18 protein-coding genes are annotated in these 17,901 nt (G+C 44.3%); 14 read left to right on the top strand and 4 right to left on the bottom strand.

All coding sequences use genetic code 11. The annotated features are described in order from the left end of the window. The first annotated feature begins 239 nt into the window (after positions 1-239). Together nadC and AYJ58_RS22110 are read left to right on the top strand one after the other, a co-directional pair. Positions 240-1,127: a carboxylating nicotinate-nucleotide diphosphorylase gene (gene nadC, locus AYJ58_RS04905; RefSeq protein WP_106649220.1), complete on the top strand. Its 888-nt coding sequence runs from the start codon at positions 240-242 to the stop codon at positions 1,125-1,127. Positions 1,128-1,818: 691 nt separating this feature from the next. Continuing rightward, positions 1,819-2,256, top strand: coding sequence for a type IV pilin protein (locus AYJ58_RS22110; protein ID WP_106649219.1), 438 nt, complete (start codon positions 1,819-1,821; stop codon positions 2,254-2,256). A 47-nt stretch (positions 2,257-2,303) separates the two neighbouring features. Here AYJ58_RS22110 and AYJ58_RS21865 read toward each other — a convergent pair whose 3' ends face one another. Continuing rightward, positions 2,304-3,482 carry an O-antigen ligase family protein gene (locus tag AYJ58_RS21865; RefSeq protein ID WP_198555596.1) on the bottom strand — a complete coding sequence of 393 codons (1,179 nt, stop codon included), beginning with the start codon at positions 3,480-3,482 and terminating at the stop codon, positions 2,304-2,306. A gap of 724 nt (positions 3,483-4,206) precedes the next feature. Between AYJ58_RS21865 and pilB the strand changes: the two genes are divergently transcribed. The 8 genes from pilB (at position 4,207) to AYJ58_RS04855 (ending at position 11,213) form a co-directional block, all read left to right on the top strand. Further along, the gene (gene pilB / locus AYJ58_RS04890; protein ID WP_106649217.1) at positions 4,207-5,919 is read left to right on the top strand and encodes a type IV-A pilus assembly ATPase PilB; all 1,713 of its coding nucleotides are present in this window, start codon (positions 4,207-4,209) and stop codon (positions 5,917-5,919) included. Positions 5,920-6,069: 150 nt separating this feature from the next. Then, positions 6,070-7,341, top strand: a complete 1,272-nt coding sequence (locus AYJ58_RS04885) for a type II secretion system F family protein (protein WP_106649216.1) — start codon at positions 6,070-6,072, stop codon at positions 7,339-7,341. A gap of 39 nt (positions 7,342-7,380) precedes the next feature. Next, positions 7,381-8,307, top strand: coding sequence for a prepilin peptidase (locus AYJ58_RS04880; RefSeq protein ID WP_106649215.1), 927 nt, complete (start codon positions 7,381-7,383; stop codon positions 8,305-8,307). A gap of 39 nt (positions 8,308-8,346) precedes the next feature. Further along, positions 8,347-8,964 carry a dephospho-CoA kinase gene (gene coaE, locus AYJ58_RS04875; RefSeq protein ID WP_063884698.1) on the top strand — a complete coding sequence of 206 codons (618 nt, stop codon included), beginning with the start codon at positions 8,347-8,349 and terminating at the stop codon, positions 8,962-8,964. After that, positions 8,957-9,691 carry a cell division protein ZapD gene (gene zapD, locus AYJ58_RS04870; RefSeq protein WP_106649214.1) on the top strand — a complete coding sequence of 245 codons (735 nt, stop codon included), beginning with the start codon at positions 8,957-8,959 and terminating at the stop codon, positions 9,689-9,691. The genes coaE and zapD overlap by 8 nt, the downstream gene beginning before the upstream one ends. 73 nt (positions 9,692-9,764) lie before the next feature. Beyond that, positions 9,765-9,974: a DNA gyrase inhibitor YacG gene (gene yacG / locus AYJ58_RS04865; protein ID WP_006083355.1), complete on the top strand. Its 210-nt coding sequence runs from the start codon at positions 9,765-9,767 to the stop codon at positions 9,972-9,974. A gap of 79 nt (positions 9,975-10,053) precedes the next feature. Continuing rightward, positions 10,054-10,446, top strand: a complete 393-nt coding sequence (gene mutT, locus AYJ58_RS04860; RefSeq protein WP_106649213.1) for an 8-oxo-dGTP diphosphatase MutT — start codon at positions 10,054-10,056, stop codon at positions 10,444-10,446. A 230-nt stretch (positions 10,447-10,676) separates the two neighbouring features. Next, a complete protein-coding gene (locus AYJ58_RS04855; RefSeq protein WP_106649212.1) occupies positions 10,677-11,213 on the top strand; it encodes a thioredoxin family protein in 537 nt (178 codons plus the stop codon). Positions 11,214-11,281: 68 nt separating this feature from the next. Here the strand turns inward: AYJ58_RS04855 and AYJ58_RS04850 are convergent, their stop codons facing one another. Both AYJ58_RS04850 and rhlB read right to left on the bottom strand, forming a co-directional pair. Continuing rightward, entirely contained in the window at positions 11,282-12,208 is a 927-nt protein-coding gene (locus tag AYJ58_RS04850; protein WP_106649211.1) for a Ppx/GppA phosphatase family protein, read from the bottom strand. Continuing rightward, positions 12,209-13,525 carry an ATP-dependent RNA helicase RhlB gene (gene rhlB, locus AYJ58_RS04845; RefSeq protein ID WP_106649210.1) on the bottom strand — a complete coding sequence of 439 codons (1,317 nt, stop codon included), beginning with the start codon at positions 13,523-13,525 and terminating at the stop codon, positions 12,209-12,211. It lies immediately after the preceding gene. 152 nt (positions 13,526-13,677) lie between these two features. On the opposite strand from rhlB, the gene trxA reads away from it, so the two are divergent. Both trxA and rho read left to right on the top strand, forming a co-directional pair. Next, positions 13,678-14,004, top strand: a complete 327-nt coding sequence (gene trxA, locus AYJ58_RS04840) for a thioredoxin TrxA (RefSeq protein ID WP_006083360.1) — start codon at positions 13,678-13,680, stop codon at positions 14,002-14,004. A gap of 209 nt (positions 14,005-14,213) precedes the next feature. Further along, entirely contained in the window at positions 14,214-15,479 is a 1,266-nt protein-coding gene (gene rho / locus AYJ58_RS04835) for a transcription termination factor Rho (RefSeq protein ID WP_006083361.1), read from the top strand. Between the two features lie 54 nt (positions 15,480-15,533). Here the strand turns inward: rho and AYJ58_RS04830 are convergent, their stop codons facing one another. Beyond that, positions 15,534-16,460: a LysR family transcriptional regulator gene (locus tag AYJ58_RS04830; RefSeq protein ID WP_106649209.1), complete on the bottom strand. Its 927-nt coding sequence runs from the start codon at positions 16,458-16,460 to the stop codon at positions 15,534-15,536. Positions 16,461-16,594: 134 nt separating this feature from the next. On the opposite strand from AYJ58_RS04830, the gene AYJ58_RS04825 reads away from it, so the two are divergent. Together AYJ58_RS04825 and AYJ58_RS04820 are read left to right on the top strand one after the other, a co-directional pair. After that, positions 16,595-17,617, top strand: a complete 1,023-nt coding sequence (locus tag AYJ58_RS04825; RefSeq protein ID WP_106649208.1) for a zinc-binding alcohol dehydrogenase family protein — start codon at positions 16,595-16,597, stop codon at positions 17,615-17,617. Beyond that, positions 17,614-17,898, top strand: coding sequence for a putative quinol monooxygenase (locus tag AYJ58_RS04820; RefSeq protein ID WP_106649207.1), 285 nt, complete (start codon positions 17,614-17,616; stop codon positions 17,896-17,898). The genes AYJ58_RS04825 and AYJ58_RS04820 overlap by 4 nt, the downstream gene beginning before the upstream one ends. Positions 17,899-17,901: the final 3 nt, after the last annotated feature.

The raw sequence follows: 17,901 nt of genomic DNA, 5'->3' as shown, positions 1-17,901 counted from the left end.
CACATAAACTCGGTTACTCTAACAGTATTCAGCCAAGCAAAGAAGAAACCCAGCACACGGAACTGACTGACTTCATCATCTTTTTAACATTGAGATTATAAAGCAAACCATTCACTCCCAACATAAATAAGCCATAGGCTAAGTCCTGCCGCACATTCCTCCACGCTGTTCCGTGAGACCTAAGGCCGTGGTAATCTTAACCTAAAATGCAAGTAGGCCGTAATGCAAGGACTCCGCTTATGTTAGAAAATGATATCCGCCAATCAGTAAAATCCGCCCTCAGTGAAGACTTAGGTGGCACCGAAATCAATGGTCAAACCAAAGCCATCGCTTATGGCGACATCACAGCAATGTTGATCCCCGCCGATAAGTACGCTGAAGCCACTTTAATCACCCGTGAAGAAGGCGTTTTTTGTGGTAAAGCATGGGCAGAGCAGGTTTTTAACCAACTCGGTGGTGAAGTCGCACTGCATTGGCATGTGGATGATGGCGATCTAGTATTACCCAACCAGCTATTATGTGAATTATCAGGTCCTGCGCGCGCTATTCTCACTGGCGAACGCACGGCAATGAACTTTATCCAAACACTTTCTGGTGTTGCCACCTTAACCAAACATTATGTCGATAAACTGGCGGGGACTCACACTCGCTTGTTAGATACTCGCAAGACAATTCCAGGTCTGCGCACTGCCCAGAAATATGCTGTCACCTGCGGCGGCGGCAAAAACCACCGCATTGGCTTATATGATGCATTTTTGATTAAAGAAAACCACATTATGGCCTGTGGCGGTATTCGCCAAGCCGTAGATACCGCCCGCAGCTTGTACCCGAATAAACCCGTTGAAGTCGAAGTGGAATCACTCGAAGAACTCGCCTTAGCACTCGACTCTGGCACAGATATCATCATGTTAGATAACTTTGATATCACTATGATGGTCGAAGCCGTAGAGATGAATAATCAATATCGAGCTAAAGACAAAGCAAAAGGCGCTAAGCTTGAAGTCTCCGGCAATGTCACCTTAAACACTTTAGCCGAATTCGCCAAAACTGGTGTCGACTATATCTCAGTTGGTGCACTCACTAAGCATGTTCGCGCCCTAGACTTATCGCTTAGATTGAAAGCTTAAAACTGACTTAAAGTAAACCGTAACATGTGTTAAATCACAAAACGCTTTGCATGTACCAGACTCAAAAAGCAAAGCGTTTTGCCCTTATGATACGAATATCAGCAATGGCTAAACTCCTTCAAAAATCAATCGAAAATCCGCCATCACCTTGACTCTAGCGCTAATACCAGTCAATCAAACTGACATTGTCAAAATTTTGTTGTAACACAATGTGTTTAATCTCCTATTTCTTAGACAAATGAATCATTTTATTAGTACTTTATGAGTAAAAGTTGTTTCATTTTATGCAACTTTGTACTAACTTTTACAAAGGCGAGATGGCCGTTTGGTCAACCTCACCTAAGGTCAGCACTGGAATGCCTGTCAAAATACTCTAATTTGCGTTTTAAAGAGCACATCTTGAGGGGCATTAGCCTAAGGTGCGGTTACCGAAAGGATTTATTCAAACAGACATTAGCTCAGTAAGTGGCTTTGGATAAATCAGCATGAGTCATTACACATGGGTCATTCAAGATCATCGGTGTACTGTTAATGTTACATAGATCATATAAATGATTTTATTGACATAAATGAGTAATAAAGTTTGATGAGATAAAACAATTTATAGGGTAAAACAGCGGTTAGGTTAAACACTCTATTCAACCCTTACTGCAACCATAGTAAGTCACTAAATAGTTAGCTGGAGAGAAAAATGAAGGCCATGCATTTAAACAAAAGATTAAACAAAGCATTAAGTAAAAAAGCTCAGGGTTTTACTCTGATCGAACTAATGATCGTAGTTGCCATTATCGGTATTTTGGCTGCGATCGCACTACCTGCGTATAAAGATTACGTCGTTACTGCTGGAGGAGGTTCATCTATGAAAGCAGTAAGCTCAATGACTTCAACCGCTGCAGCATGTGTTACTTCTGATATTGGTTGTCCAACAGTTGCAACCAACATGACAGCTATGGATTTAACAGGTTCAGTTGAATTTGGAAAAGATTCCACCTTAGTTTATACAGGTAGCAAGTGTAAAGTGACTGCTGATATAAAGAAAGATGGAAGTGTTAGCTATTCTGCTTTAGGTGTTGATACTACTGATAACGCACTGTGCCAAAAAGGCGCAGGTATCAAATCTAGTACCTAATCTTATTGTTTTATAGAAAGCCCCTTTCTGGGGCTTTTTTATTTCTCTCAATTAATTATCCCGGTTAACCATAATCTTGGATAAAGTTGCTGATTAAGCGCGGCATCACAAAGGCTATCAATTAACAGTGCACCACAGATTATCACTATTGCCACTAAAGCAACTTTTAATGGCAGTGCTATTGCTCGCGGTTGATATTGGCGGCAATTAAGCGCCAATAATGCCACTAATAATGCTTGGGATAATGGCATCACAATTACCCCATCAAACATGGCATAAACCCATGTCGCGCACAGTGAAAACACCAGCACAATATCGGTTGTGCCCGTGTCGATGTCGAGGTTTTTGTTAATGCTACTTTGTGGTTGTTCAGCCAAATGCTCATTCGACTTTACCCTTAATAATTTAAGCCGCTTTAATATTACCCGTAATTTCATCAGCGACCAACTCGCCAGCAAGATAAACGCAAATACACCAAACTCATATAAAAACTGCAGTAGGGCATTATGAGGATGGGCATTAGGCAAAGGCCTAGCTTCTGCCCATGCAAAACTCATTGGCCCGTGACCTAACCAAACATGTTCGGGGATTGTTTGTAAAATATAAATCCACATGTCAATGCGACCTGAGCTATTGGTCCTTAGCTGCCAAATTTGGCTATCAAAAAGAAACAGTGGAATAATAATGATCAACACTAACCACAAAAGCGTGCCTAAAGTCACAGCCTTCATAATTGGGCGAATAAACGCTTTACGCAGATCAGCAGATAAAAAGCTATACACAACAAACGCTGCCACCACCATTGCGAGTAATGCCCCGCGAGCCTCTGATTGCAACAAGATTAACCACAACACACTAAAAGCCAACATGGCTGCCCGTTTATATTTTTTAAGTTGTTCAATATAAAAAGATAAGCACAATAGCGGCATCAGCATAACTTGCAACTGATTGAAAAATCTCACATTCATAAAGCCAGTAACTAAAGAATGCACATCGGGCCGATTAGCATCGAAGGCATGAAAAAGCAGTAGCAAAAAAAACTTAACTGAAATACAAACCGAAAAAAATAATGCAAACCAAAAAAAATATTGCAGTACAACAGTTTTGCCTATATCCGCAATCAGTACACCGACGATGTAAAACAAGCAGAGCAACAATAAAAAGTTGGCTAACTCAAGCAATGACCAAAATGTGTGTTTACTATTTAGTGCAGAAATAAAACCCAAAATAAATATTACACAGACAACCCAACATGTGTAAGGAGAAAGTATAGCTATCGGTACAGATTTTCTGTATGAAAGCAACACCATAGCGACCATCACAAATACGATAACTAAAATCCGTTTCAGATCATAAGAGTTACCCAGTCCAGCGAAACCACTGAAATAGCCCGAAAGAAGAGAGCCCATAAAAAAGATGGCAAAAAATAAAAAAAGAATTATTCGAGAAACGACATGAGAGAGTATCAACTTGAACATCCTTATTGACGACTTAGACCAGGGCGACCGCACGTATGTGCAACTTTTAAGCAATTGGAGCAACGCGTTCTTCAACTATGAAATAACGAATCTCAATACGCCTAAATATTGAACCGTTGCTGCTTTAAATACAATCTTGTATTGAGCGAAAAACGTTCATGCGGTTACCCTGCGACTTAGACCATAGCAATGATTATTAAAAATAATATTATTGATTTTAAAAAGTAATTATATGTTTGATAAGGACTTTACTCATATAGAACAATAAAAGTCGATTCTAAAATGCCCCCAATCAGAACACTAATAAAGATACAAAAGTAGAAACTAACAGTACCCGATCGCTAAAGCATATACATCAAACTGCATCTCTATGATGAACATCATTTTTCTTCGATTATTGAGCCTTTATTATATATGACAAATGCTTTTTTTGGCGCTATTATGAGCTACTTTATTAAGATAGGAGTGTGTTATGCCATCTACAGGCCTTCACTTAGGGCTGTCGACCCTTTTTATCCGCAAAGGTCTGCTAAATGAAGAGCAGATGGCTAACGCTATCACTAAATCTCGACAAAACAAACACGCCCTCGTAAGCACTTTAGTTCAAAGTAAGCTAATCTCTGCCCGTGCAATAGCTGAGCTTTGCTACGAAGAGTACGGAACGCCACTACTCGATCTCAATGAGTTTGATCTTGCTTCCATCCCTGAGGACTTCCTCAATAAAAAACTGATTGAGAAACACCGCTGCTTGCCCTTATTTAAACGTGGGAATCGCCTCTATATAGGCACATCCGACCCAACCAATATTGCCGCCCTCGAAGATTTTCAGTTTAGTGCAGGCCTGCACGCCGAAGCGATTCTAGTTGAGGAAGATAAGCTCGCTAAAGCGCTAGAGAAAATTCTCGAAGAAGATATCAGTGGTCTCGATTTAGGCGGTATGGACGATGCTGCGCTTGCAGCGATAGAAATTACTGATACCGACAGACGTAGCGAAGAGTCTACAGGTGAGAGTAGTGACGATGCGCCTATCGTTATTTATATCAATAAAATTTTAACCGATGCGATTCGCAAGGGTGCGTCAGATTTGCACTTTGAACCCTATGAAAAGCGCTACCGTATTCGTTTTCGTATAGATGGTATTCTGCACGAAGTCTCTGAGCCGCCGATTAGTCTGGCTGGTCGTCTTTCTGCACGCCTAAAAGTGATGTCGAAACTCGATATCGCCGAACGGCGCGTGCCACAAGATGGTCGAATTAAGATGAAACTATCCCGCACTAAGTCTATCGACTTTCGGGTTAGTACTCTGCCGACCCTGTGGGGTGAAAAGATTGTAATGCGGATTTTAGACTCATCCTCCGCACAATTAGGCATTGAAAAGCTCGGCTACGAGCCAGACCAAGAAAAGCTCTACCTTGAGATGCTAGCAAAACCCCAAGGGATGATTTTAGTAACGGGCCCAACGGGTTCAGGTAAGACCGTCTCCCTTTACACAGGGTTAAATATTCTCAATACCGAAGAGCGTAATATATCTACCGCCGAAGATCCGGTGGAGATTAACCTCGAAGGCGTGAACCAAGTTCACATTAATTTAAAGGCAGGCCTCACCTTCGCCTCCGCACTGCGTTCGTTCTTACGCCAAGATCCCGATGTGGTGATGGTGGGTGAAATCCGCGATCTGGAAACCGCCGAAATTGCCATTAAAGCGGCGCAAACGGGTCACTTAGTCTTATCGACCTTACACACTAACTCGGCGGCCGAAACCTTAACCCGTTTAATCAACATGGGGGTTCCTGGCTACAATATCGCTAGTTCAGTAAACCTGATTATTGCACAGCGCTTAGCCCGCCGCCTCTGCCCCGAATGTAAGCAAGCAGAAGTGATCCCCGAGCATGAATTACTGCGCCTAGGTTTTGACCAAACACAAATTACTCAAGGCTTTACCACCTTTAAACCTGTTGGCTGCGAGCATTGCTCTGCAGGCTACAAAGGCCGGGTCGGTATTTACGAAGTAATGAAGATGTCCGATGAAATCGCGCGCACTATTATGGAAGGCGGTAACTCATTACAAATCGCCTCCCAAGCTAAAGCGCAAGGTATGCGAGATTTGCGTCAATCAGGATTATTAAAAGTGATCCACGGTGTAACGAGTATTGCTGAAGTCAACCGAGTAACCAGTTTTGGCTAAATCCAATCTTTATATATCTAAAGCTAAATCTAAAATGCAGGCAATAGCGCATCATTACTCGCATATTTGAATCTTAGAGTCCAAACTATTTCACAAGCACTGCGTTCAGTTAACTAAAAATCTAGAACGATTTATTTACAGGAATCATTTATGGCTACGGCAACGACAACAAGAAAGCCTCGCACCAAGAAAGCCGAGCAAAAGAGCCAACCAAAAATCTATACCTTCGAATGGAAAGGTGTAAATCGCGACGGCAAGAAAACAGCAGGTGAACTCAGGGGCGCAACCGCCGCTGAAATCCGTAGCCAATTGAAATCCCAAGGCGTAAATCCAAAGAGCGTGCGTAAACAGTCTTCTGCGCTATTTAAACTAGGGGATCCGAAAATCACCCCTATGGATATTGCTGTAATGACCCGCCAAATTGCGACTATGCTAGCGGCGGGTGTACCTTTAGTGACAACTATTGAGCTACTCGGCCGCGGTCACGAAAAAGCTAAAATGCGAGAACTATTAGGAAATATCCTTAGCGAAATTCAATCGGGTATTCCTTTATCCGATGCTATGCGTCCCCATAGACGTTACTTCGACGAACTTTATGTTGACCTAGTTGCAGCCGGTGAACATTCTGGTTCACTAGACTTGGTTTTCGATCGCGTAGCGACCTACAGAGAAAAATCAGAAGCACTGAAATCCAAAATAAAGAAGGCCATGTTCTATCCTGCTGCCGTTGTCATGGTAGCCATTTTAGTCACGGCTTTGTTACTCTTATTTGTCGTACCTCAATTCGAAGATATATTTAAAGGCTTTGGTGCTGAACTGCCCGCCTTTACTCAATTAGTACTGCATATTTCCCGCGGCTTACAATCCTCTTGGTATATCTTTTTAGCCGCCATTGTTGGGGGCGTATTTTTGTTCGTACGGGCGCACCGAAACTCACAAATGGTGCGAGATAGAGTAGACGAAGCTGTGCTTAAAATCCCAGCCATTGGGCCCATTTTACATAAAGGGGCCATGGCTCGATTCGCTCGTACTTTAGCAACCACTTTCGCTGCGGGCGTGCCGTTGATTGACGGTCTAGAATCCGCCGCAGGCGCATCGGGTAATGCAGTCTATCGAAAAGCGATTTTAAAAATTCGTCAAGAAGTGATGGCGGGGATGCAGATGAATGTGGCTATGCAGACCACTGGACTTTTCCCCGACATGTTAGTGCAAATGGTGATGATAGGCGAAGAATCAGGTTCACTAGATAACATGCTCAATAAAGTCTCTACTATCTACGAAATGCAAGTAGACGATGCCGTAGATGGCTTATCAAGCCTGATAGAACCGATTATGATGGTGGTAATCGGTACTGTCGTCGGCGGATTAATTGTTGCTATGTACTTGCCAATCTTCCAGATGGGTAAAGTTGTTAGCGGCTAGTTTAATTTCTCATCCTCAAAATATATATAAGAACATCAAATGTCAGAATTCATCTCCCTTTTAGGCCAGTCTCTAGATCAGAGTCCTTGGCTGTTTATTGCGTTAAGCTTTATTTTTGCCGCTACCATAGGTAGTTTTTTAAACGTAGTGATCCACAGATTTCCTGTGATGATGAAACGGGAGTGGCAGCAAGAATGTAATCAGTATTTGCAGGAATACCACGAAGACACAGTCAAAAAAATAGGGATAGACCAACTCAATAGACCTATTGATGCCTTCCCTGAAAAGTACAATCTTGTTGTGCCTGGTTCAGCCTGCCCTAAATGTAAAACCGCGATTAAACCTTGGCATAATTTGCCTGTATTAGGCTGGTTAATGCTCAAAGGCAATTGCGCCGCCTGTCACGCCCCTATTTCTGCTCGCTACCCTATTATTGAATTCATCACAGGGCTACTTATCGCGACTTTAGCTTGGCATTTTGGTCCAAGCTGGCAGTTTGTTTTTGCGAGCATACTCACCTTTGTGCTTGTAGCACTGACGGGTATCGATCTTGATGAGATGTTGCTCCCCGACCAAATGACGCTACCGTTGCTTTGGCTCGGCTTGATAATCAATCTAAATCATACCTTTGCGAGCCCAACCGATGCCATTATCGGTGCGGCGGCAGGCTATTTAAGCCTGTGGTCCATTTTTTGGCTATTTAAGATCCTCACCGGCAAGGAAGGCATGGGTTATGGTGACTTTAAACTGCTAGCCGTATTCGGTGCTTGGCTTGGCTGGCAAATGCTGCCGCTGGTGATTTTACTTTCGTCCCTCGTTGGCGCAGTCGTTGGCATCACTATGATTGTCAGTAAACGCCTGAAACAAGGGAATCCAATCCCATTTGGCCCTTATATTGCCGCAGCTGGCTGGATAGCCTTGCTATTTGGACAACAGATTGTCGATTGGTATCTATCAACACTGTAAGAGCTAGCAAACTAAGCACTGAGCTATCCGGAGTATGTTATGTCAAAGTTTGTTGTTGGTCTTACTGGCGGTATCGGCAGCGGTAAAACGACTGTTGCCAATTTGTTCGCCGCCGAAGGAATAACCCTAGTCGACGCCGATATCGTTGCCCGCGAGGTCGTCGCTCCGGGTTCAAAAGGGCTGGAAGCGATCGTCACTCATTTTGGTGCTGAGATATTAACACCAGAGGGTGAACTCGATCGCGCCAAGTTGCGGCAGCGGATATTTAGCCATCCAGAAGAGCGCGAATGGCTAAACCAACTATTACACCCCATGATCCGCCAAGAAATGCTAGCGCAGGTAGAAAAAGCGACCTCTGCCTATGTAATTATGGTCGTGCCCTTGCTATTTGAGAACGGGTTAGATAGGTTAGTCAATCGGACTTTAGTGGTGGATATTTCACCTGAGTTGCAAATAAATCGCACCGTAAAACGTGACAATGTTGATGCATCTCAAGTTAATAACATCATTAGTAGCCAATGTAGTCGCAGCGAAAAACTCGCCAGAGCCGACGACATTATTGATAATCAAGGAGAGATATCAACCTTAAAACGAGAGGTGCTAGCATTGCACCAGCGATATTTACAACTTTCTGGTACTGATAACGCCCATGACTGAATTAGTTTACGAACAGCCCCTAAACGAGAAAATTCGCAGCTACTTGCGGCTCGAATACCTCGATAAACAGCTGCAAAGTAACCTAAGCCATGACCACCAACATAGATGTTTTTATCCGCTGTTTTCCCTCTGTGAATTGTCCGAACGCTGTGATTATCGTAATGAAGTATTAAAAGACATTGAACGGCACTTGCTGCAACTCAGCAAATGGCAAGAATTAGATCACGTCGACCACCAGCAAATCGACCTTTTTATCAATGCCCTCACCCAAGCCCGCGAACCGTTGCAAAAGCCCGACCGCTTCGGCAGCCAACTAAAACAAGACAGATTTATTTCCGCGCTACGACAACGCTTTGGCATGCCGGGCGCCTGCTGTAACTTCGATCTGCCGCAACTGCATTATTGGCTAGCTAAACCTTGGGAAGAAAAACAACAAGACTACCGCTCTTGGATAGCACACTTCGAACCTTTGCTCACCCCCATCACCCTATTGCTCCAACTCACCCGCAGCACAGCCCATTACGACAATGCCGTTGCCCATGCAGGTTTTTATCAGGGTGACAGTGCTCAAGCACTTGCTTTGGTGCGAGTCAAAGTCGATGCCTCCCACGGGTGTTATCCTACGATTAGCGGCCATAAAAACCGTTTTGCAATCCATTTTGTGCAGTTTGAACAACAACGCCACTCCGACCGTTCGATTGATTTCTTACTGGCTACCTGTGCATGAAGCCTTTACACTAATGGCCTGAAAGACATTCGTATTGGCGGCCGCTTTATCGCCGTTAACCAAGAGAACAATTATGCCATTGACCGTTAACTGCCCTATTTGCAAAGCCCCTGTCGAATGGGTGCCACAATCTGCATTTAAACCTTTTTGCAGCGAGCGCTGTAAGTTGATCGACCTCGGCGATTGGGCGTCAGAAAAACACGTCATCCCAGTCAAAGCCGAATTTGATCCAGAAGCATTTGATGAATTTGATCTCGATGAAGGCGATTTTTTTAAAGAGTAATTTGTGGGTTTACACACGAATCACTCAGCTCAAGCCTTTAATGCACTTACTTTTACCCACTCATTAATCGATAAATATTATGACTAAACGCATCCATGTTGCCGTCGGCATTATTACTAACTCGGCCGGTGAAATTCTGTTGGCAAAACGCCCAGATCATTTACATCAAGGTGGGAAATGGGAATTTCCTGGTGGTAAAGTTGAGACAGGCGAAACTGTCACTCAGGCATTGATCCGTGAACTCAAAGAGGAAGTCGCGCTCAATGTCACTGATAGTCAGCCATTTATGGCGTTGAGTTTCGACTATCCCGATAAACAAGTGCTACTCGATATCCATTCAGTCACAGAATTTAACGGCACAGCTCAAGGCCTCGAAGGTCAGCTTATCGCTTGGGTCACTAAAGCCGACTTAGTTAATTACGACTTCCCCGACGCTAATAAGCCTATTCTAGAAAAAATTCTCGCCCAGTAATCGAGCCATTTCGCTTATTATTTCAATACGCTCAGTCCCCGAATCGCAATTCGGGGATGTGCTTTTTCAATGTCTTAACTCCGCAAACCATGCAATCCTGTGATCGTTAAGCTTATAGATATTAGCAATGCGTGATCTTGCTTGCAGCAAATCAATTAATCGCTTTAATCGTATCCAGAATAATGTTTGAATCGAATTTCATTCTTTCTCTTCGATTTCGAGGGCGCATCATGCACAATAACGTTAAGGCATTCCTAGCCACTACCGCCTTATTTTTTAGTTGTCAGGTACTAGCCAATGGTGGCTGTGGATTTGAAGAACAACAACAGGGTTTAATTGCGACCTGCAGTGAGGAGAAACAAGAAGTGATTTTAACTGGCATAGTAGAAGCACAACATTTAGTCACAGATCTTAATGAGTTTGCTGAAGGGTATAAAACCTATCAAGTCGATACCACTGCAATCACCCCGCTTAAAAGCATCACTGAACCTACAGAAATTGTAGTGATCATTGGTACTTGGTGCCCAGATTGTCACCGGGAAACGCCGCGCTTTATCCGTATTATGGAAGAAGTCACTAATCCCAATATTAAAGTGACCTATATTGGTGTCGACCGAACGAAAAAAGATCCCGAAGGCTTAGCCGCAAAATACGACTTTACCCGCATTCCAACCTTTATTGTACTGCAGCAAGGTAAAGAAGTTGGCCGCATCGTAGAACGCCCAACGGTTTCCTTAGAAAAAGATCTCGCCGATTTATTGAAATAATCGCCACAGTACAAACATTAAAGGCCGCATCGCGGCCTTTAATGTTTGTATCATGTTTTAATAAAAAATTAGCTGACTTCGTCAATAATCCGCTGAGCTAACATCACTAAAACACCTTCACGTAACGCGCCGCCAGATAAGGCTAAATGCTCGATCCCCAGCAACTCAAACAAGGCCAATAAAATAGCGACACCCGCAGCAAAAGTCGGTGCTCGCTCACTGCAAAGCCCTGCAATCCCCATTAAGCTAATATCTTCTTGAGCGAGGATCTCAGCCTTCAACTGAGTAAGCACATCGAGTGTGATAGTTTCAGATAACCCTCGGTGAAGTAGCACTTCTACCACGGACTGTACAGCGCCGGAGGCACCAACGACACAATGCCAACCGAGATCACGTAGGGTTTGTCTATGCTCTGCTAATGCGATTAGCACTTGCTGCTTAGCATCATCGAAATCTAACTGTTGCAGCGGCAAGCTACTAAAAAATTGGCGATTATAAGTCACGCTACCGAAAGGCAAACTGGTTTTGAACAACACTTGATGCCCATCACCGATAATAAACTCAGTGCTCGCCCCGCCGATATCTATGACTAAACGGCGGCCTTGACCACAGGTGGTCGCCACCATGCCTTGATAGATAAGCTCAGCTTCACGCATGCCTGAGATGATTTCAATTGGATGACCAAGGAGTGGCAATGCACGCCGATTAAACTCATCGGCATTACTGATACTGCGAAGGGTTGCGGTAGCAATCACAGCCACATGATGTGCTTCAATCTTATGTTGCACCAACATCTGGGCAAACATACTCAAACAGTCGAGGCCGCGCTGCATGACATCGGGGCTTAAGTTGCCATCGTTGCCTATGCCTTCGGCGAGCCTCACCTTGCGTTTATATTTCGCAATAATATGTGGCTGACCACCACGCGTTTTGGCAATCAGCATATTAAAACTATTTGAGCCTAATGTTATAGCGGCATAAGCGGGTGTTGGCATTTACGAATGTCTACGTGTCCTATCATGACGAGGAGGGCGAGCACCACTGCGTTGCGCACCAGTTCGGCTTGCACCTGTACGATCACGCAGGTTTCGAGTGCCGCTCGGATGTTTACGGTGGATCTTCGCTGGCGTTGGAATATCGGCCAATAAAGCTTCACTGTCGTAATTACTCACTGGAATCGAATGATTAATATAGCTTTCGATTGCTGGCAAGTTTAGCGCGTACTCTTCACAGGCAAAGCTTATCGACATGCCCTTATTACCCGCACGACCCGTACGACCGATTCGGTGAACATAATCTTCACAATCATCAGGTAAATCATAGTTATACACGTGTGATACGTCAGAAATATGTAAACCACGAGCCGCGACATCGGTAGCAACTAATATATCTAACTCACCACTGGTAAACTGCTCAAGGATACGAATACGCTTTTTCTGTGGCACATCACCCGTTAACAAACCTACGCGATGTCCGTCACCTTCAAGCCAAGACCAAAGCGTTTCACAGCTGTGCTTAGTGTTAGAGAAAACGATGGCTTTTTCTGGCCAATCTTCTTCAATTAAGGTCAGCAGCAAACGCATCTTCTCTTCTTGCGAAGGATAGAAGATTTCTTCTTTGATGTTTTTGGAGGTTTTTTCTTCTGGAGTGATTTCGACTTTAACGGGCTCGTTCATGTGATCGTAAGCCAGCTCTTGTACTTTCATCGACAAGGTTGCCGAAAATAGCATATTAAGACGTTGATTTGCCTCAGGCATACGTCTAAACAAGAAGCGGATATCTTTGATAAAACCTAGATCGAACATACGATCGGCTTCATCTAATACCACTGCCTGAATTGAATTCAAGCCAATAATACCTTGGCGAACGTAGTCGATAATTCGACCCGTAGTACCAATCAAGATATCAACACCTTGATCTAATACTTTACGCTGAATGTCGTAACTTTCGCCGCCATAAACAATACCCACCTTCAAGCGAGTATGCCTAGCAAGTAAAATGGCGTCTTTAGCAATCTGAATCGCCAGCTCACGAGTTGGAGCCATAATGATGGCGCGGGGCTGATTAATCAGTCGACCTTCAGGTATCGGAGTCGATAATAAATGATTAAAAGTAGCAACCAAGAAGGCCATTGTCTTACCAGTGCCCGTTTGAGCTTGGCCTGCAATATCCTTTGACTGAAGTAATACTGGCAATGATAACGCCTGGATCGGCGTACAAAATTCGAAGCCATTCTCGGCAAGGGCCTGTTTAACCTCAGGATGTAGAGGTAGGTCGGCAAACCTTTGGGTAGATAGATGTGTTTCGCTCATAGCGCAAGCTTACCTGTTGAGGTTGCAATAAGATACTCGATCGTTTGAAATAGCCACATTGTAAAAAGGTAACTTGAAAAGCTATTTTTCAGCCCCAATATACATGGTAAGCCATTAACAAACCAGCAATGGCACCCAAACTGGAGAACATCATGAGCGATAAAATTATATACCTGAGCGACGACAGCTTCGAAAACGACGTATTAAAGTCTGATTTGCCAGTATTGGTAGACTTCTGGGCCGAGTGGTGTGGCCCTTGTAAAATGATCGCTCCAATTTTAGACGATGTGTCTGAAGAATATGCAGGCCGCGTAACTATCGCTAAATTAAACGTTGACCAAAACAATGTTTCTCCAGCGAAATATGGCGTTCGTGGCATCCCAACTTTACTGTTATTCAAGAACGGCGAATTAGCCGCAACTAAAGTTGGTGCGCTATCAAAAACGCAATTAAAAGAGTTTATCGACGCGCAAATCTAATTTGATGTCGTAATGAGTGACCTCCGGCACAAGCTATAAATTAATTGTGCCGGAATTTCCCTAAATTTCTGGACGCCCCGCTTTGTTAGTGCTACTTTAATAACCAGATTCTTTCTAATAACCTCTTCTCGCTCGTCAATCACTATCCTGAATTACATCCTTACTGATTGATCGCGGTAAGCTTTGTCGCGTAACACAAGACCCCCAAAATGAACTTAACTGAATTAAAAGACACGCCGATTTCTGACCTAGTCTCGCTAGCTGAAAATATGAAGCTCGAAAATATGGCCCGCGCTCGCAAGCAGGACATTATTTTCTCAATCCTTAAAGCCCACGCAAAAAGTGGAGAAGACATTTTCGGCGGTGGGGTATTAGAAATACTCCAAGACGGTTTCGGCTTCTTACGCAGCTCAGACGGTTCTTATTTAGCTGGTCCAGATGACATCTATGTCTCACCAAGCCAAATTCGCCGCTTCAACATGCGAACGGGTGATACCATTTTTGGTAAAATTCGCCCACCAAAAGAAGGCGAGCGTTATTTTGCCCTATTGAAAGTCAACGAAGTTAACTTCGATAAACCAGAAAACTCCCGTAATAAAATCCTCTTTGAAAACTTAACCCCACTCCACGCAGAAGAACGTATGCGTATGGAGCGCGGCAACGGCTCAACTGAAGATATTACCGCGCGTATTCTGGATTTATGCTCACCAATTGGTAAAGGTCAACGTGGTTTGATCGTTGCACCACCAAAAGCAGGTAAAACGCTATTACTTCAAGGTATTGCTCAAAGCATCAGCTACAACAACCCAGAAGTGGTGTTGATGGTATTGCTGATCGACGAACGCCCAGAAGAAGTAACAGAGATGCAGCGCCTCGTTAAAGGCGAAGTTATCGCATCAACCTTCGATGAGCCAGCCAGCCGCCACGTTCAAGTTGCCGAAATGGTGATTGAAAAAGCAAAACGTTTGGTTGAGCACAAGAAAGACGTCGTGATCTTACTCGATTCGATTACCCGTTTAGCCCGTGCCTATAACACTGTTATCCCATCATCGGGCAAAGTGTTAACTGGTGGTGTGGATGCTAACGCCCTGCACCGTCCAAAACGCTTCTTCGGTGCGGCACGTAACATCGAACACGGCGGCAGCTTGACCATTATCGCCACAGCCTTGGTTGATACGGGTTCTAAGATGGACGAAGTGATCTACGAAGAATTTAAAGGTACAGGTAACCAAGAGCTACATTTGTCACGTAAAGCGGCAGAAAAGCGCGTGTTCCCAGCCATTGACTTCAACCGCAGCGGTACGCGTCGTGAAGAAAAACTCACGACTCAAGAAGAACTGCAAAAAATGTGGATCCTGCGTAAGATCTTAAATCCTATGGATGAAGTCAGCGCAATGGAATTCTTAATCGACAAATTGGCAATGACCAAGACTAACGAAGAATTCTTTACCGCGATGAAACGCGCTAAGTCTTAATCTTCGCGAATCGCTAAAAAAGCCGCATCATGCGGCTTTTTTGTTTTTTGAATCCTAAGATTTTTGCACAGCCAGTATTTTTCCTAAGCTTTTATTCAAAGCCTGTGTACGCTGCCGCAACATTTCCCGCAGCAATAAGACGACAGGCGTGACATGCTCGCGCCCTGGGCACACTAAATACAAATCGACGGGCTCACCTTGATACTCAGGCAACAAACGCACTAATCGCCCTGAGATTAAGTCATCGGCCAGATCTAGACTCGACTTAAAGACCAACCCTTTACCAGCCACAGCCCAACGGCGAGCAATTTCCGCATCGTTAGCACTACGATTGCCCGTGACACGCACTTTGAATTCTTGGCCATCACGCCTAAATTGCCATTGATCGTGCGTTCGCTCATCTAACTTATAAAACAAGCAATTATGCTCAACTAATTGTTCTAGTGAATCAGGTACACCAAACTCGGCCAGATATTCAGGTGAGGCGCACAAGACACGATCAACACTACAGATAGGAAAAGCCACTTGGTTTGAGTCCTGCGGTTTGCCGTAACGCACTGCGACATCAATTTTATCGTGGTAAAAACTGCTGATGTTGTCGCCAAGGTGTAAACGCACTTGCAGCTGCGGGAAATCGAGCAAAAATTCATCGAGCCAAGGCACAAACAGATTACGACCAAAATCCGAAGAAACCGAAAGGCTTAAGGTGCCAGATATCTTACCTTTATCACTGGCGATGGCCTGTTCGCCGAGCGCTAAATCGCTTAGCGCACGTCGGCAATGAATAAGATAACGCTCACCTTGTACAGTCAAACGTAAGCTTCGGGTCGTGCGGATAAATAAGCTAGTATCAAGCTGTTTTTCAAGCCGTTTTATTGCGGCGCTGGCAGATGCCGCGGAGATATCCATCTCGGCCGCAGCGGCAGAAATATTGCCACAATCGGCGACCCGCACGAACAAAGCTAAATCATTAATCAACATGATTATCAAAAATCCTTTGAAAAAATTACAAACTTTATCCTGTTTATCTCTTGGCTAATATTCCACACAATGGCTACTCGATACAAGTAGACTCAAGCAAATAGACTCAAGCCAGTACACCCAGAGGAATTAACATGAAAGCCATTGGTTACCAAACTGCAGGTGCAATCACAGCACCCAATGCATTAGAAGACATCACGTTAGCCGAACCGACGGCAACGGGTTTTGACCTCTTGGTGGAAGTCAAAGCCATTTCCGTCAATCCGGTTGATACAAAAATCCGCGCATCCAGCTCGGCGCCAGCGAGCGAATATAAGATCATCGGCTGGGATGCGGTCGGTGTCGTCAAAGCAGTTGGCGAAAACGTCAGCCTTTTCAAGGTCGGTGATGAAGTGTGGTACGCGGGCGATATTAGTCGCAGCGGAAGTTATGCAGAATATCAATTGGTTGATGAACGAATTGTCGGCCATAAACCTAAGAGTTTAACCTATGCCCAAGCGGCGGCATTACCCTTAACCGGGATTACGGCATGGGAGATTCTATTCGACCGCCTAGGTCTACCCCTAGATGGTTCGGCAACTGACGCCCGCATTTTAATTATCGGCGCGGCCGGTGGTGTGGGCTCTATCATCACTCAACTGGCGGTAAAACTCACAGGGGCAGAGGTGATTGGTACTGCTTCTCGGCCTGAATCTGCCGCTTGGGTGCAAAAACTCGGCGCCGATGCGGTCATAGACCACACTAAATCGCTCTCGGGCGAACTTGCCAATATTGGCATTACTGATGTGACCCATGTGATTAGCTTGACCCAAACCGACCAACACTTCGATGAGATCGTACAAGTGCTTAAGCCACAAGGGAAACTGGCGCTAATCGATGATCCTAAAGGTCCATTAGATGTGATGAAACTCAAGCGTAAGAGCCTGTCATTACATTGGGAGCTGATGTTTACCCGTAGTCTTTATCAAACCGAGGATATGATTGCGCAACATCACTTGCTCAATCGCTTAAGTGCCCTTATCGATACAGGCGAGTTACAGAGTACGTTCGGCGAGCACTACGGCACCATTAATGCCCAAAACTTAATTAAGGCCCACGCTCAGATTGAGTCAGGCAAAGCTATAGGTAAAATTGTTTTAGAAGGTTTTAACCAATGAAAATAACGGTATTTGCCCAAATCATAGCGAATCAAGGCCAAAGCGACGCGCTATTTAAGATACTCAAGCAACTCGTGACGGACACGCATAACGAAGCTGGCTGCATCGAATACAAGCTGCATCACTCATTGGATGATGAAAATATCTTCTGGATGTACGAAATTTGGCAATCCCAAGCAGCATTGGATGAACATATGGCGAGTGCGCATTTCCAAGCATTTGTCGCCCAAACGGCAGACTTAATCAGTCGAGCTGACATCCATAAAAGCTACGCCTGTTAGTCA

This window comes from Shewanella sp. Pdp11 (assembly GCF_002838165.1).
Lineage (GTDB): Bacteria > Pseudomonadota > Gammaproteobacteria > Enterobacterales > Shewanellaceae > Shewanella > Shewanella hafniensis.
The sequence above is the reverse complement of the archived record's forward strand: the minus strand, read 5'-3'. Positions and strand labels throughout refer to the sequence as shown.